Origin of the sequence: Sinobacterium caligoides (assembly GCF_003752585.1) — a bacterium.
Lineage (GTDB): Bacteria > Pseudomonadota > Gammaproteobacteria > Pseudomonadales > Sinobacteriaceae > Sinobacterium > Sinobacterium caligoides.
Genome location: NZ_RKHR01000001.1, coordinates 34,634 through 49,864, shown reverse-complemented (window position 1 = coordinate 49,864; position 15,231 = coordinate 34,634). Strand labels below are relative to the sequence as shown.

Genomic DNA, 15,231 nt, shown 5'->3' with positions numbered 1-15,231 from the left:
GGTAGTGTGGGGCTTCCCCATGTGAGAGTAGGTCATTGTCAGGCTCTTATGCTAAAACCCCGTAAGCTCGCGCTTACGGGGTTTTTTTATGCCTGTGGCGAAATCTATGGTTAGTGTTGGAGGGGACAGGCTAAATTGCTAATGAATGGCGTGGTGCAGGGGGAGGCGAGCCAGGTGAGTGGTGGGCTGTAGTGATTGCTTGGGTTGTTGCTTCTTGGCTCGCAATAGTTTGTGTCAGTAACACTCACCTATTATCGGCAGCTAAATTCATAGTTGATAGTAAATTTATTGCCGTTCTTTTTTATCCACTGATCCGCTTCTCTCCATCCTTTAGGGCAGAGGAGAGCGGCTTTTTCTTGTACTGCTTGCTCGGCTTTATGACGGTTACTTGTGAGTTGGTACTGTGCCGTTGCAATGTGGTTCTTGTTTGTTGATGTCGTCTTTTTTTCGCCGTTAATCATGATAGCTTTTTGAGGCTTCTCACTATCAATGAGCTTTATTTTGTCATCCTTATGAAAATTGCTGAAATTTAAGCTGTCAGCGTCATCGACAGTTGATTCTGCGGCATGAGCGTAATTTAACAGGTTCAATGTGATGATGGTAATTGTCAGCATTGTTTTCATGAGTGGATCCCTTTTGTCGCTAAAGATAGTGAAAAGGGGGGAGCGCTATCGCACTCCCCCCTTTTCGGTGGTATTGGTAAAGCTGTCTCTATTTAGAACTTGTGCTGTAGACCAAGGCCTAAAACGTCCAGCTCTTCTTTGTTATTACTAACATTCTCTGTCGCTTCTAAGCTGTTATAGAAGCCAAAGACCTTGGTGGCCTTACTAAAGTTATAGTCTACGCCGATACCGTACTGCTCGTTTTTATCGGTGTCGACATATTCAATTGGCATGTCAGATTGGCCCACTTGACCATAAACCTTCCACTGCTTGTTGATCTTATAAGCTGCGCTGACAAGATAGCCAGTAAAGCTATCTTCATTTAGGTTGCTAGCATCGACGCCCTGATAATCAGAGACTTGATAAAGCGCGCCAAAGGTAAGAGCAGCAATTTTATACTGTGCAACGAGACGGGTATTATCAAAGGCGTCATGCTCAAGCGCTGACTTAGTCGCTACATTGTTGTCATGAGCAAGGGCAACGTAGAAACTGTCATTTTCCCAGTTAACGGAAGACGAGAATGAGTCGAAGAAGCCATCTTCCTTATCACCATCTTCACCAGTGATATTATCACCTTCGTTGAGGATTGGCTGAATAGTGGCGCTGAAACCGCTATAGCTAGGGGTTGTATAGTTAATGATGTTCTTAGCGCGCGTTTCCCCTACCAGCACGTTCTTCATGTCGCCGCCGTTAAGGTCGTTCATCACATCGACTTTGTTTTGCGATAGCTTTAGGGCTGTGTCATGGTTACCAGCGAAGACAGTACCAAAGTCACCCGTTAGTCCGATGTAGATGTTGCGCTGCTTAAAGGCGTTGCCATCTTTAGTGTCGCCGTCGTCGACAGCAACTTCATATTCCATCTTGTAGATAACGGAGGTGCTCTCTGTTAAGCCGGTTTTGCCTTTAAAGCCTAAGCGTGAGGCATTTGAGTTAAGCTTAGCTGTTGAGTCATCACCGTTATCGACATTCTCTGCGGTGACATTGAGCTTGCCGTAGACAGTAACATCAGTGTCAGCGTAAGCGGAAGTGACGGCCAAGCCTGTGGTTGCTAGTAGCGCAGCCGTTAATTTATTTACGTTCATCATACATCTCCAGTTCATTCCAAAGTTTGTTTTAGCTATCCATACATTTAATGGCATGTATTATGGTCAGCACATATTACATAGATGTGACGGAACGGTAACGGTTTTATTACAAGAATGTTGTCTTGCTGCACTAGCTTTGTAGGTTGTTTTTTGCTGGATATTCGCGTGAAGGGAGGTGAGTTAAGGTGAGGGCGGTACCCACGATGAAAATGATGACAGTATAAAGTTCAATTCGTCCGCTGAGTGTTATTGCTTGCTGAATACTTTCTCGGCCATGCTCACTTAGCTTGAAGGTGAGGCTTTGTTGTATTGTTTTCAGGTTACTCTGTATTGCTTCCAGCTCAAGGATGATCTGGCTATTATTGTTAGAAATCTTTTCTATTTTCCAGAGTTTAAGCTGTAACTTTTTTAAAGTATTAGGCTCTTGAAAGTTTATGATGCTAGCAGCGAGTAAGCTGTGTGCCAATTCTAGATTAGGCTGTATTGGCGATGGCGTATTTTTTAGGTTGGTATAGATTGTTAGTAGTCTGCCTACCTCTGAATTAAGCGAATTAATGGTGGTAAGTCGAGGGATATCTTGTTCTAGCATAAGGCTAGAGCTAGCCTGGAAGCTTCTTCCTGACTGATAGATACTTAGCGACAACGCTGTGGTAACGGCCATCAGTAAAAGGAAACAGGCTAAGTTATGTTTTCTTGTAAGCATACCTTAATACACCTCTATACGATAAAGGGATATTAATCAGTGTAGCAATGGGTGAGTGTTGTCGCGTATTGCGCGCTTCACTTATTGGAATTTGCTTGTTGCGACCCCATATAGGTTAGATGTCAGTCACTGAGGCAATCCCTGCAACAGCCTGGCAACCTGTAATCGGCGTAGAATGAGGTAGGGCAGTGGTAGCAGAGTTAAATGAGAATATAGAAACAGAAGCGGCTGCTGAAAATAAATCTATCGCACTGCCTGATCAGGTATTGCCGAATGTTATTGAATTGCTGCCTATTTCTAGCAGGCCTTTCTTCCCCGCTCAGATGCAACCGGTGACGGTAACGAGTGAGCGTTGGGCTGAGACGATCCATCGTGTATCGGAGGCGGACCAGCCCTATGTAGGGCTTATTTACTGCCCTGTTGAAGAGGGCGATTTCTCTGTCGATGATTTAGCATTAACCGGTTGTGTTGCGAGGGTGCAGAGTGTTGAAAGTGATGGTGAGTACTTACATCTGATTGCGATGGGAAGACGCCGCTTTCGTATAGTGCGTTGGTTACGAGAGTCACCACCTTATCAGGTTGAGGTTGAGTATCCAGATGCGCCAGTTGAGGATGACAGCGGTTTGCGGGCTAGATCCATTGCTATTTTGGCGGTGATCAAAGAGTTGCTCCCACTTAACCCGCTGTACTCAGACGAGTTACGCCAATACCTCAATAGGTTTGGACCCAATGACCCATCTCCGCTTGCCGACTTCGCGGCTTCAATTACGACTGCTAGTAACGATGAGCTACAGAATATCGTTGATACGGTACCCTTGATTGAGCGTATGGATGCAGTCTTGTTGCTATTGAGGCAAGAGTTGGAGGTGGCTAAATTACAGGGTGAATTGTCTGAACAAGTCAACGATAAGATCAGTGCACAGCAGCGTGAGTTTTTCTTGCGTGAGCAGCTCAAGTTAATTCAAAAAGAGCTGGGTATAACCAAGGATGATAAGACATCTGACGTTGATGAGTTTAGAGGGCGACTAGAAGGTAAAGAGTTACCTGATCATGTCTCAGCTCGTATAGATGACGAAATGATTAAGCTGTCCGTATTGGAGATGGGGTCACCAGAGTATGGTGTGACGCGTAACTATCTCGATTGCGTTACTGAGCTGCCGTGGGGCATGCATTCAATTGACCGGCTCGAGCTGGGGCCCGCTCGAGAGGTGCTGGAAAAGCATCATAATGGTCTTAGTGACGTGAAAGATAGGATTATTGAGTTCATTGCACAAGGAGCTTATAAAGGTGAAATCTCCGGTTCTATTATGTTGTTAGTAGGACCGCCAGGAGTGGGTAAAACATCGATTGGTAAGTCGATAGCGGATGCTTTAGGGCGGAAGTTTTACCGCTTTAGTGTCGGCGGTATGCGCGATGAAGCAGAAATCAAAGGGCACCGTCGCACCTATATTGGCGCGATGCCGGGCAAATTCGTGCAGGCCTTAAAAGAGGTTGAAGTTGAGAACCCCGTTATCATGCTGGATGAGGTTGATAAGATCGGCGCTAGTTTCCAAGGCGATCCTGCTTCTGCATTGCTTGAGGCGCTGGATCCAGAGCAGAATGCTGACTTCTTGGATCATTATCTCGATTTACGTATCGACCTTTCAAAGGTGTTGTTTGTCTGCACCGCTAACCAGCTTGATACAATCCCCGCGCCCTTGCTCGACCGTATGGAGATACTGCGGTTGGCGGGTTATATTGCAGAGGAAAAGCTGGCAATTGCCAAGCAGCACCTCTGGCCTAAGCTACTTAATCGTGCTGGCGTGAAACGCTCAACAGTGAAGATTAGTGATGCGGCGCTGCGCTACCTCATTGAGGGTTATGCGCGTGAAGCAGGCGTTCGTAACTTGGAGAAACTACTGGGCAAGTTGATTAGGAAGTCGATAGTCCGATTACTAGAGACTGAGGCAACAGCGGTTCGTATTGGCAAAAAGGAGGTTGAGCGCTGGCTTGGGCAACCAACTTTTGATCGAGAGTTGCCCCAGCGAGGTGTTGGTGTCGTTACAGGTTTAGCTTGGACTTCTATGGGAGGGGCGACTCTGACAATTGAGGCTAATAAGGTGCATGAGTTAGGCAGAAAATTGCAGCTTACCGGGCAGTTGGGTGATGTGATGAAAGAGTCCGCGCAGATCGCCTATAGCTATGTTATGGCTAACTTACCCTCCTTTGATGGGGATAAAGCATTTTTCGATAAAGCTGCGATTCATCTTCATGTGCCAGAAGGAGCGACGCCGAAAGATGGCCCTAGCGCCGGAGTGACGATGGCGACATCACTTATCTCTTTGGCTCAGGGTAAACCGCTGCGACGGAGTATTGCGATGACGGGTGAGCTGACGTTGAGCGGGCGAGTCTTGGCAGTAGGGGGGATCAAGGAGAAGGTGATTGCGGCGAAGAGAGGGGGGATCAATGAGTTGATCTTGCCGGAAGCTAACAGAAGAGATTTTGCAGAGCTAGCAGATTACCTGCAAGAAGGGGTTAGTGTTCACTATGCGCGTACATACCGCGATGTATATAATGTCGTTTTTGCCTAGCTGATCTGATGAGAATACAAGAGGTGGTGCCTTACCTCTTGTATTTTTTCGCTGTTTTAGGACATTGCCTCGTCGGCAATAATTGCAGCGACGAGGAAGAGACTGAGTGTAGCAATGAAGGGAGCAATCATGTTTTTTACCTATAATTAATGTGATGTTTGAAATTGCAGCCATCATAGGTAAAAGTGTTGCTGGCGGTAATTCGGAGAATGACCTAAAGCCATACGGTGTGCTCCCTAGTCCGTTCGGACGAGGCTGTGTTTTTCCGAATGTTATCGCTGTTTTGTTGTCGTGCCGGTGTTATCGAGACTGAGTATGCCGTCATGAGAAACCTTGATCGCGCCCATTATCGAGCCGCTATCGATTTTGGCGGTAACAGTGTAATTAAGAGCATCAAGTGGTTTTTGAACTAGCTTTCCCATGAGTCGGATACCCGAAATAAGGCTGGCCTTAGCGGTGAGCTCAATATTCGTTTCTGCATAGCCTTCGACAGTTGGGATATCATTGCTGACGCCGCTTAGCAGGTCGTAACCTTCAATGTTAACGGTGTAGAAGATGCCACGAATATTAATCGCTTGAGCGTTGGGGTTGATTACTCTGAGGGTGATAAGAAAGTTAGGGATAGCTTGTGAGCTAGGCACTGCCTTAAGGGCAACGACCTCGACTTTGGGTTGGTCAAATGGAATTTTTAGGCTGCTGCATGAGCTGATTAATAGCGTCAAGAATAAGATAGTATATTTCGTGAGGTTAAATCGTGACAAAGTGCTCTCCATTGATAAGGCGTTATCGTGTGCCTGAAGATAGCATTTGCAATGGTCCGTTGGTAACTCAGTCTCGCCTGTGCCGGGTTGCTGTTTGACTTAGTTATATATTAGCTCGATGTTTTTTGATAATTGCGCGATAAAAGGCTAATTCACGCAACAGTGCCTTATGCATATTCCTTTCTTTCTTGATACCGTGGTGCTCATCGGCAAATAAGAGGTAATCGTAAGCAAGATCATTCTTTTGTAGCACGGTAATAAAATGCTCTGCCTGCTCAGTAGGGCAGATATTGTCTTGTTTTCCTTGTACGAAAAGCAATGGTTGTTGAACGCTATCCGCGAAATGGATCGGGCTTCTCTGATACCAAGGGCTGCTATGACTTGGTGAGTAGGGGGCTGCGAGCAGCTGTTGAATATAAAAACGTTCGAAGCGGTGGGTATTCTTTTCGAGTAACTTAAGATCTGATATTCCAGCACTAACCATGCCGCCGGCAAGAAGAGAGCTGAAGGTGGCTAGGCAAAGGGTCATGTAACCGCCGGCACTATTGCCGCGTGCAAAAACGAGTCGGGGGTCTATTAATTTCTTGCTGGCAAGTAGCTCGATGGCATTGGCGGTGTCTTCGACCTCTGACACTCCCCAGTGGCCATAGAGGCTGTGTCTGTATGAACGACCGTAGCCTGTACTGCCACGATAGTTTATATCGAGCACAGCGAAGCCCCGCTCGTTAAAGTAGCGGGTGATAAGGTCGAGGGATGCGGTTGTCGCTGAGGTAGGGCCTCCGTGAGCTCTCACGATGAGTGGAGGAACAGCGACAGAAGCAGTTGTTGGGGGGTAAAAATAGCCATAACTAACTGACTCTCCAAGACCAAACTGTAGGTATGAGGGCGGCGGGGTGTTAAGCCTGCCGGAGTTATCGGGAGGTAGTGCGGCTTCGATACTGTTATCGGCTAAATTGAGGTAATAGATGTTACTGGCCAGGGTACTGCTTTGGGCGACGAAATAGACAGCGTTTTTGTGTAGTGTGAGCTGGCTGAAGTGACAGAGACTATCGTGATTGTGGCCGGCGACGATGGTTACTTTGCCAGTGCTAGAGACCCGGTGAAGCTGCCAGCGGCCACGAATAACGGCACTACAGAGAATGCCGCCGTCATTTAGTAGTACAACGTTATGGTTCCCAGACTCCCAAGCAGCACCGCAGAGCTCTGCAGCTGGTGTATAGAGCGCCATAATAGTCGATGTCGAAAGGTCATAGTAGTAGTAGCCCCAGTATCCGGAGCGATCTGAAATAAAGGCTAGCTGTGAGTTGTTTCTCCACTGTGGCTGGTTGATCGACTCACCGTCTTTGAGTGAGATCGACTGGCTTTGGCTAACAAGGAGGAGTGAGTGGGGTAGTGGGTGCCCGGATTGGTCGAGTTGACATATCCAAAGCTCGCTGTTGTCCCAAGGCATATTGGGCGTGTTTCGACAGACGAAGGCTAAATGACGACCATCGGGTGAGACGCAAGGTGAGGAATAGAAATCAGCACCAGAGATTAAGTATTTGTCGGGGGCTTGGCAGTCGATAATGTGTTGTTGTTCATCGACTTCTACAACGCCTAAACAGCGATCAAAAAACTCATCTGTGCAGAGGTCACCCGCAGTGATGGAGGATCTGCGTGAGCATTCATGATCATTTTCTATCGATACTAGCTCGTGCTTGTCGCTGACCCATAGTGTTGATGATGTGCTGGCTACGCTGCCGCCGCCATAACTATTGAGTAAAGAATGACAATCAAGTTGTGCGTACAGGGCCTGTCCATGCTGCTGCGCTATTATATGGAGTTGGTAGCGGTTGTCGTTGCAGGCCGAGTTAATAACAGCGTGTAAAGTGTCGTTATGTATAAGGAGTTGCTTTATTTCTCGCAGGCTACTGCAGGCCTGTGTTGCGCTAATCAAGTGTCACCTACCGTGGGATATCGACGCGGGTTTGTTGTTCTGCCCAGGCTTTAATAGCGGGGGGTAGAGGGCTCGATTGACCGCTGTTGAGGTTGATCCAAACAAGCTTAACCTCGGCCACGGTGCAAAGGGCTGAAGATTGGCTATCAAAGAGTTGATGGTAGAGAGTGAGGCTAGTGTTTCCGGATTGGTGTAGCCAACTTTTTATGATGGCGCTGCTGGGGTAATGCAATGGTTTAAGGTAGCTGGCTGCGGAGTGGACCAGAACAGGAGATGAAGCAGTTTGTCGATAATTATCGCCAAATAGTTGTTCAAATAGGCGAACCCGTGTCTCTTCAAAATACCTGAAATAAACGACATTGTTAATATGTCCCAGGCGATCCTCATCGCCCCAACGGCTTTCTATAGTAGTGATGTCTATCGGTGGCGTAGCAATTTCTTGCGCAATCATCAGCTGTCTCACTCATTGTTATCGTGGTGAGAGATCTTATCATCAGTTACCTGTCTTAGCAGAGTCAAATTGTTAGCTCAATGCACTGCGGTATTGCAGTGCATTGATCATAATCTCAACTACAGGATGTCACCCATCCACGGTCGTGGTTTTGGGGTGTGTGAGGTAGGTTCGTTGGGGCGAGTGACCTTATCAATCTTGCCGCCACTGGAAAGAAATGCAGCCACTTCGTTTGCGATTTGATGACGCAGAGCGTCACGTGATGGTAGTGTGTTGCTACGTGGTACTGAAGTCATATCTAATGCCCTCTACAAGATCCGTGTGTATAATTTTTTTATTTTAGGGGTTAAATGTTACGGTAAGGTATGCGAGTTAATTCCTTTAACCACATTTAATAACCGCTGAGTCATCATTTAACTTAAAATAATACTGCCAATAAAACCGACAGTTGTACAGTCTTGCGTATGTTACTTTTTGCGCTCAGCAGCGATCTAGATATTCGACTGTGTCGATGGGTGACAGCTTTTTTTACACAGGGCTCTATCATCAGGCTTAGCCTGGGTAACAATTAACCATTAACTTTTGTTAATGATTATAACGTCATCACCGAGATACTCGATGTAGGCATTTTTGTTGGAGAAAAAATAGTTAAACGTTGCTTGGCTAAAAAAGCTGATGTGGGTACGGTCATTTTTGTAGTGCCAGCAGGCAAAGCGTTGTTGATTGATAACCAGTTTGGTCATAATCGCAAGATAACCGCCTGGCTTTATTTGCTGCCAAAGTTTATCTAGTACTTCTGCAGGCTTTGAGAGGTGCTCTATAACCTCTGTGGCAGTGATGAAGTCGTAAGGCTTGTTTAGAACCTCGGGTGTATTACAGTAATATATATCGAAGAGTGATACGTGGTGACCGAGCTCTTCAAGCATTAATGACAGTGTTGGTCCCGGCCCGCAGCCAAAGTCAAGGCCGTGACTCTTTGGTGTAAGGCGCTCAATCAAAGGGGCGCAAAGGCGGTTAAGAAACTTACGGTAACCCTGATCGTCTGGTCTATTTTGGTGGAGGTCGTACTCGGCCTTTTCTTGTTCAGCCCCGAGGTGGTAACAAGAGGGTACATAGACGAGGGAGCACCGCTGACAATGAAGAAAGCTACGAAGCTGGTCACGGTAGAATAGATGGTGCTCGTCGCTTTGACATAAAGGGCAGATCGAGGGCGTGGAGGTTTGCATAGATGGTCTTTAGTCGATAAAAGCTTAGCGTAACGGGGAGTGAAGATGATTGATAGTCATTGTCATTTAGACTTTGAAATATTTGATACTTATAGAGCTGAGCTGCTTGCTAGGATGAGGGCAGCAGGCATTACGGGCTACATTATACCTGGCGTTAAGGCTGATACGTGGTCAAGGTTGCTAGAGGTGGTGGAGCAAGATAGTCAATGTGCATTGGCGCTCGGTTTACACCCGGCTTTTATGGAGGATCACCGCTCGGCAGACCTATTACAGTTAGAGCAGTCTTTGAATCACCCATCTGTCGTCGCCATTGGTGAAATAGGGCTTAATCGCCTGCACCATAGCGAAGATTTGTCTGCTCAAAAAGAGATTCTGAATCAGCAGCTTACGCTAGCAAAGGAGCAAGGGGTGCCGGTCATTTTGCACGCAAGGCAAAGCCTTGATGAGTTGATAGGCATTGTGCGTAAGCTAGGTTTTAGTAACGGTGGTATTGTTCATGCCTTTAGTGGCAGCGAGCAACAGGCAGAGCAGTGGCTGAAGTTGGGCTTTAAGTTAGGTGTTGGTGGGGCGATTACCCACCCGAGAGCTGTAAGGTTGAGGCGAGTAGTGGCTAAATTATCTACGGGTAGTATTGTTTTGGAGACGGATAGCCCTGATATGCGGCCGAGCTTCTTACCGAAGAACTGTGAGAATACTCCATTGGTAATACCGTTAATCGCCAGTGTGTTGGCGTCGCTACGAGGGGAGGGGTGGCAAGAGGTGGTAGAGCAAAGTGATAAGGCCGTTCTTGAGGCCTTACCACGTTGTGCGGAAAGGTTTAGATAGTGACGCCGTGACTCTTTAGGCATTGCTTAACTTCTTCGCTGGAGCCTAATATGACCGGAACGCGTTGATGTATTGCTGTGGGCTGGATCGAGAGAATGCGCTCGCTGTCAGTCCAGCTGAGTCCTCCGGCCTGCTCGATCAAGAAAGACATTGGGTTAGCCTCATACATGAGTCGGAGCTTCCCTGCTTTGTTAGGCTCTCGGCTATCCCAAGGGTAGGTAAAAAGCCCCCCGCGACAGAGTACGCGGTGAACGTCTCCGACCATGGCGGCGACCCAGCGCATATTAAAGTTCTTAGCTCGCTTGCCCTCTTTACCGGCCAGAAGGTCGCCAATGTAGTTTTGCATCGGCTCGGCCCAGAATCGTTGATTGGACATATTGATGGCAAACTCTTGTGTTTGCTCACTAACTTTGACTTGATCAGAGGTCAAAATGAACTCGCCCATGGCAGGGTCGAGGGTAAACATTTGTACGCCTTGGCCAGTAGTGAGTACCAACATCGTTGAGGGGCCATATAAAATGTATCCCGCGGCTACCTGGTTGTTACCGGGTTGAAGAAAGGAAGCTTCACTTAAGGGAGTAGACTGGTCGGGGTAGATTGAGAAAATGGTGCCAACCATGGCATTGATATCAATGTTGGATGAGCCATCCAAAGGATCGAAGTTAACTAAATAACTTCCATCTTTAGGGCCTTCTACATACGTCTCTTCTTCCTCAGAGGCAATAGCTCTGACTGAGCCGCATTCTAGCAGAACCTTTTTAAGGAGGTCGTTAGATATGACGTCTAGTTTTTTTTGGGTCTCACCCTGAACGTTTTGGTTGCCCGCACTGCCTAACACTCCCCCTAGTGACCCTTGCCTGAGCTTGAAGTCGATATCTTTGCCTGCTAAAGCAATGGTTTGGAGTGTGTTGATGAGCTCTACAGGAGTGTTGTTAAGCCTGAGAGCCATAGAAAGGGTTTGCATGTTGTAATCCAAGGTTAAGAAGGCATTTGGTAGCTATTATCGCATTACAGACTAGCGTTTGACAGTAACACGACATAAAAATGGCGCTATAACAGAGTAAGTAAGCGCTAAATGCGGTTGAGCAATGGTCTTATAAGTTGAGATAAAATAAGTGAGTAGTGTTACTTACTAGTAACTTCGCCCCACCTAAGGTAACAGCGGGGTAGCCATTAATCGCTAAAATGTAAAGATTATCAACACTTATTGTAAAGCTAAGTCTGTGTGTGAGAATCTTGGTGCATTGAGCGAGTGGCAATGCGCGGCAATAAGGAAGAGGGAATAATAATAAAATGAATATGTTAATAAGTGCACTGTTATTGTGTCTGCTGTCGATTACAGCATATGCAGAAAAGAATGCGGACGACCTGTCTCCTAGTGGGGATTATCATGTCAATGCCGGCGATGTATTGAGTGTTTTTATTTGGGGCGAAGAGGCGTTGGCGAGAGAGGTGATTGTAAGGCCAGATGGCTTTATTAGTTACCCCTTGGTTGGAGAAGTGCAGGCTGGTGGAAGAAACGTAGGAGAGGTTACCGACGCTATTGAAGACTCTCTTGCCAATTACATGAAAAACAAGCCACAAGTGACCGTCTCTATTGTCAGTCTGGCGGGAAATAACATTTATGTCATCGGTAAAGTTAACCGGCCCGGCGTGTTTAATGTATTGATGCAGACGGATGTGGCGCAGGCGCTAGCGCTGGCGGGTGGTTTAAACAGCTTTGCTGACGAAGATGATATCAAGGTAATACGCAGAGACAGCGAAGGGGTGCAGACCGCAATAAGCTTTGATTATTCGGCTATTAGAAAAGGGCGAGATCTTAGTAGCAACATTATGTTGAGGTCTGGTGATGTGGTGGTCGTCCCTTAACGTTCGACATCCTGATAATAATAAGAAAAGCCCAGGGGGCTTTGTATGAGTTGGGTTTGTATAAAAAGGCTGAGTACGCTGAGTTTTTGTCTACCCATTATTATGCTGCTGTTCTCAAGTTGTTCCATAGCAGCTGAACGTTTGTTTACGTCGTCAGTAGAGCTGTCGACGGATAATGATTCAAACGCCAGAATGAGTGTAGATAGCGAAAATAAAGTTGCGCTACAAGGTTATAGCTTATCTCCAAGGTTGGCTTACTCGTGGGATGATGAAGTATTCCGCTTAGAGGCGAAGGGTAGGCTAGAATTTGAGCGTTTTGATAATGATGACTACAACAGCAATAACGCAGACATCAATCTAGCGTCAAACTATATCTATGATGATACTACCGAGCTAGGCGTAACTGGTGGTTTTACAAGGCTGCCTACAAGAGTCACTGAGCTAACAGAAGCTGGGAAAATAGATACTGGCGACGTCGAGCAATGGAATCTTGATACGAATATTGAAAAAGTGCTTACAGAAAGGCAGTACGTGTCGCTGCGGCTAGGTGTTTCTCAGCTGGATTATAGTAGTGAGGCAAATGTTGATCGTAAGTCTGCGACAGTTAATGGACAATGGCGCTATATGCTTTCAGAGCGCTGGACTGTGTCGTTGCTACCTAGTTATAGCATTGTTGATTATGTTAGTGAGCAATTTGACCCTAATGAACTTGAAAGCATTTATTCTAGATTTCAATATGCGCTGAGAGGGTATGGTCGGAGAGTTGACTCGTCGAGTAATATTTCAATTCCTGTACAGCTTAGTTATCAGTACTCTGAGCTTATTCGCTTGTCAGGATATGTTGGAGTTGGGTACCTATCTCAGAAGTATGAAAAAATACGGTGTATCGATGAATTCATGCTTAGCTATTCTTGTGCAGTAATGTCGCCAAAGAGTTCAGTGGAAATATCAGGCTTCGAAGATAGTTCGAAGGTTGTTGGTTTTGATGTGGATTATAAGCATGCTGAGAACAGTTCTTTTAGTTTGTCAGCTAGCATCCAGAATTTACCGAGTTCAAACGGTTATCTTGAGCAAAGTAGTTCGATAAAGGTCTCTTATAGCAGTCGTGTTTCTGACAACTCAACGCTGTACCTTGTAGGGAAGTATGGTGAGAACAAAAGGGTTGATGTTGATGTGGAAGGGGATGGAAGGGAATATTATTTAGGGGCGATTAGTTACTATTATAGATTTAATGAGAGTTGGAGAGGGTCTCTAAAATATAATTATAAAAAAAATAAAACTGAGAGCGGTGGCGTTGCAAATGGTCAGGTATGGGGCTTAGGCGTCACTTATAGCCCAAGCAACTATATATTTTAAGTATTTCTGGGGTTTTAAATGAGTAGCTATTACGAACAAGAAGAACAAGGTAAGTCTGGCATGGATTATGTCCGGCTAATTAAACGACATAAAAAACCGTCAATGATAGTGGCTTCTATTGTGTTCATTATCTCTTTGCTTGTCGCGTTGTTCTGGCCTCCAACGTACCGATCAACAGCAACAATTTTGATAGAAGAGCAGGATATCCCGACCGATATGGTAAGGAGCACTGTTACGACGTTCGCCGATAAACAAATACAAGAAATAACACAGAGAGCTATGACGCTTACTAATATTATGGACCTTGTGTCTAAATATGAGTTGGTCAGTAAAAAAGATCTCGATAGGACACCTCGGTCGGAGATTGCCTTAGACTTCAAAGAAGATACGAAGATTGATGTGATATCCGCAAATGTTGTTGACCCGATTTCTGGGCGGCCCACAGAGGCGACTATTGCCTTTACGATATCCTATGAGCACAATAATCCAAAGAAGGCCCAGAAGGTGACTAACGATCTAGTTAGTATATATCTTCGTGAGAATATTAAGCAGAGATCTGAGCAGGCGAAGAATGCCAGAGAATTTCTTGATAAAGAAGGCGGGACACTAGAAGATGAGCTGGCCGGGTACGAAAAAGAAATGGCTGATTTTAAGCAGCAGAACAAAGATTCACTTCCTGAGTTGTTTAATTACAACATGCAAGTAAGCGATCGCCTAGAAAGAGAGTTGTTAGATCTTAATAGCTATATTGCACAGTTGCAGAGTGAACTACTCGATATTGAGTCGAGGGTAAGTACAGTTTCACCTTATGCGCCAACTATTCTTGCTGATGGACGAGCTGCGATGGGGGATGTAGATAGGCTAAAAGCACTACAGTCTGAATTCAGGGAAAAGTCGGCGCGTTATAAGGAGGATCATCCAGATTTAGTTCGGCTGAAATCAGAGATTAATAGATTGGCAGCTGTTGTCGGATCAACATTAAAGCCGGACGATTTAAAAAAGCTCATCCTACAGAATCAATCGGAATTAAATGCTTTAAAGGTAAAGTTTACTGACGAACACCCAGCGGTTATTGATAAGCGAAATCTCATTAAGAGCATGAAAAGCCAGCAAGGTAATGCAAGAGTTTCTGAGGTAAATGTGGCATCTGCAGATAACCCGCTTTACGTACAGTTATTGACTAAAAAGAACTCTTTGACGCTCGAAATTAGGTCATCTAAGGAAAAGCTTGTGTCGCTGGAGGAGCAGCTTAAGGCGGTAAATGTAGCTATTGCGAAATCCCCGGATGTCGAGGTTAAGTATCAAGATCTAAGCCGCCATTACCAAGAAGTCTCGATGAAATATGCTGAAATTAAGATGAAGCAGAGAACGGCAGGCTTGGCTGTTCAGTTGGAGCAAGAGTTGAGATCAGAGCGATTCACTTTAATCGAACCGCCTACAGAGCCACAGGCACCAACTAGCCCAAATAGGATAGTCATTGTCATTTTGGGGCTGCTTTTATCGGCCGGTGTAGGTTTGGCTGTGGCTCTACTTAAGGACGCATTAGATCAAAGTATTAGAGGGAATAATGCTGTGATGGGTGTGACGGGGGTAATGCCTTTGGTGACTATTCAGTATATAAAAAATCCTGAAGAAATGATGCGGAGTGAGCCTAATAGAAAGTTGTTGATTGTATTTGGTGGTTTGATACTTCTGGTAATTACTTCAATGGCCTTGATTCATTTCTTTTATAAGCCGTTGGATGTCATGTGGTTCATTGCTTTACGAAAGCTAGGTATTTGAGGAGT

General features: G+C 45.8%; 14 protein-coding genes. 5 read left to right on the top strand and 9 right to left on the bottom strand.

The window, feature by feature from the left end:
* Window positions 1-251: 251 nt before the first annotated feature.
* The 3 genes from EDC56_RS00250 to EDC56_RS00240 form a co-directional block, all read right to left on the bottom strand.
* Window positions 252-623: a hypothetical protein gene (locus tag EDC56_RS00250; protein ID WP_123710537.1), complete on the bottom strand. Its 372-nt coding sequence runs from the start codon at window positions 621-623 to the stop codon at window positions 252-254.
* A gap of 92 nt (window positions 624-715) precedes the next feature.
* Complete coding sequence (locus EDC56_RS00245; RefSeq protein WP_162844031.1) at window positions 716-1,747, bottom strand: porin; 1,032 nt, start codon at window positions 1,745-1,747, stop codon at window positions 716-718.
* 130 nt (window positions 1,748-1,877) lie between these two features.
* A complete protein-coding gene (locus EDC56_RS00240) occupies window positions 1,878-2,450 on the bottom strand; it encodes a hypothetical protein (RefSeq protein WP_123710535.1) in 573 nt (190 codons plus the stop codon).
* 188 nt (window positions 2,451-2,638) lie between these two features.
* On the opposite strand from EDC56_RS00240, the gene lon reads away from it, so the two are divergent.
* A complete protein-coding gene (gene lon / locus EDC56_RS00235; RefSeq protein ID WP_123710534.1) occupies window positions 2,639-5,020 on the top strand; it encodes an endopeptidase La in 2,382 nt (793 codons plus the stop codon).
* A 272-nt stretch (window positions 5,021-5,292) separates the two neighbouring features.
* Here the strand turns inward: lon and EDC56_RS00230 are convergent, their stop codons facing one another.
* The 5 genes from EDC56_RS00230 to EDC56_RS00215 all read right to left on the bottom strand — a co-directional run bounded on the left by EDC56_RS00230 (window position 5,293) and on the right by EDC56_RS00215 (window position 9,394).
* Window positions 5,293-5,781, bottom strand: coding sequence for an LEA/WHy family protein (locus EDC56_RS00230; protein WP_162844030.1), 489 nt, complete (start codon window positions 5,779-5,781; stop codon window positions 5,293-5,295).
* A 103-nt stretch (window positions 5,782-5,884) separates the two neighbouring features.
* A complete protein-coding gene (locus EDC56_RS00225; protein WP_123710532.1) occupies window positions 5,885-7,717 on the bottom strand; it encodes a S9 family peptidase in 1,833 nt (610 codons plus the stop codon).
* 7 nt (window positions 7,718-7,724) lie between these two features.
* A complete protein-coding gene (locus EDC56_RS00220; protein ID WP_123710531.1) occupies window positions 7,725-8,168 on the bottom strand; it encodes an acyl-CoA thioesterase in 444 nt (147 codons plus the stop codon).
* A 119-nt stretch (window positions 8,169-8,287) separates the two neighbouring features.
* Window positions 8,288-8,464 (bottom strand): hypothetical protein, encoded by a 177-nt coding sequence (locus EDC56_RS19525; RefSeq protein WP_162844029.1) that lies wholly within the window; start codon window positions 8,462-8,464, stop codon window positions 8,288-8,290.
* A gap of 279 nt (window positions 8,465-8,743) precedes the next feature.
* Window positions 8,744-9,394: a class I SAM-dependent methyltransferase gene (locus tag EDC56_RS00215; RefSeq protein WP_123710530.1), complete on the bottom strand. Its 651-nt coding sequence runs from the start codon at window positions 9,392-9,394 to the stop codon at window positions 8,744-8,746.
* A 45-nt stretch (window positions 9,395-9,439) separates the two neighbouring features.
* On the opposite strand from EDC56_RS00215, the gene EDC56_RS00210 reads away from it, so the two are divergent.
* Window positions 9,440-10,219, top strand: coding sequence for a TatD family hydrolase (locus EDC56_RS00210; protein WP_123710529.1), 780 nt, complete (start codon window positions 9,440-9,442; stop codon window positions 10,217-10,219).
* Here the strand turns inward: EDC56_RS00210 and EDC56_RS00205 are convergent.
* On the bottom strand, window positions 10,212-11,183 hold the full coding sequence (locus EDC56_RS00205) for a class 1 fructose-bisphosphatase (protein ID WP_123710528.1): 972 nt from the start codon (window positions 11,181-11,183) through the stop codon (window positions 10,212-10,214). The genes EDC56_RS00210 and EDC56_RS00205 overlap by 8 nt on opposite strands.
* Before the next feature lie 329 nt (window positions 11,184-11,512).
* Between EDC56_RS00205 and EDC56_RS00200 the strand changes: the two genes are divergently transcribed.
* The 3 genes from EDC56_RS00200 to EDC56_RS00190 are packed head-to-tail and all read left to right on the top strand — an operon-like array spanning window position 11,513 to window position 15,226.
* Complete coding sequence (locus EDC56_RS00200; protein WP_123710527.1) at window positions 11,513-12,088, top strand: polysaccharide biosynthesis/export family protein; 576 nt, start codon at window positions 11,513-11,515, stop codon at window positions 12,086-12,088.
* Window positions 12,089-12,133: 45 nt separating this feature from the next.
* On the top strand, window positions 12,134-13,444 hold the full coding sequence (locus EDC56_RS00195; protein ID WP_148059263.1) for a hypothetical protein: 1,311 nt from the start codon (window positions 12,134-12,136) through the stop codon (window positions 13,442-13,444).
* Between the two features lie 18 nt (window positions 13,445-13,462).
* Window positions 13,463-15,226 carry a GumC family protein gene (locus EDC56_RS00190; RefSeq protein WP_123710525.1) on the top strand — a complete coding sequence of 588 codons (1,764 nt, stop codon included), beginning with the start codon at window positions 13,463-13,465 and terminating at the stop codon, window positions 15,224-15,226.
* Window positions 15,227-15,231: the final 5 nt, after the last annotated feature.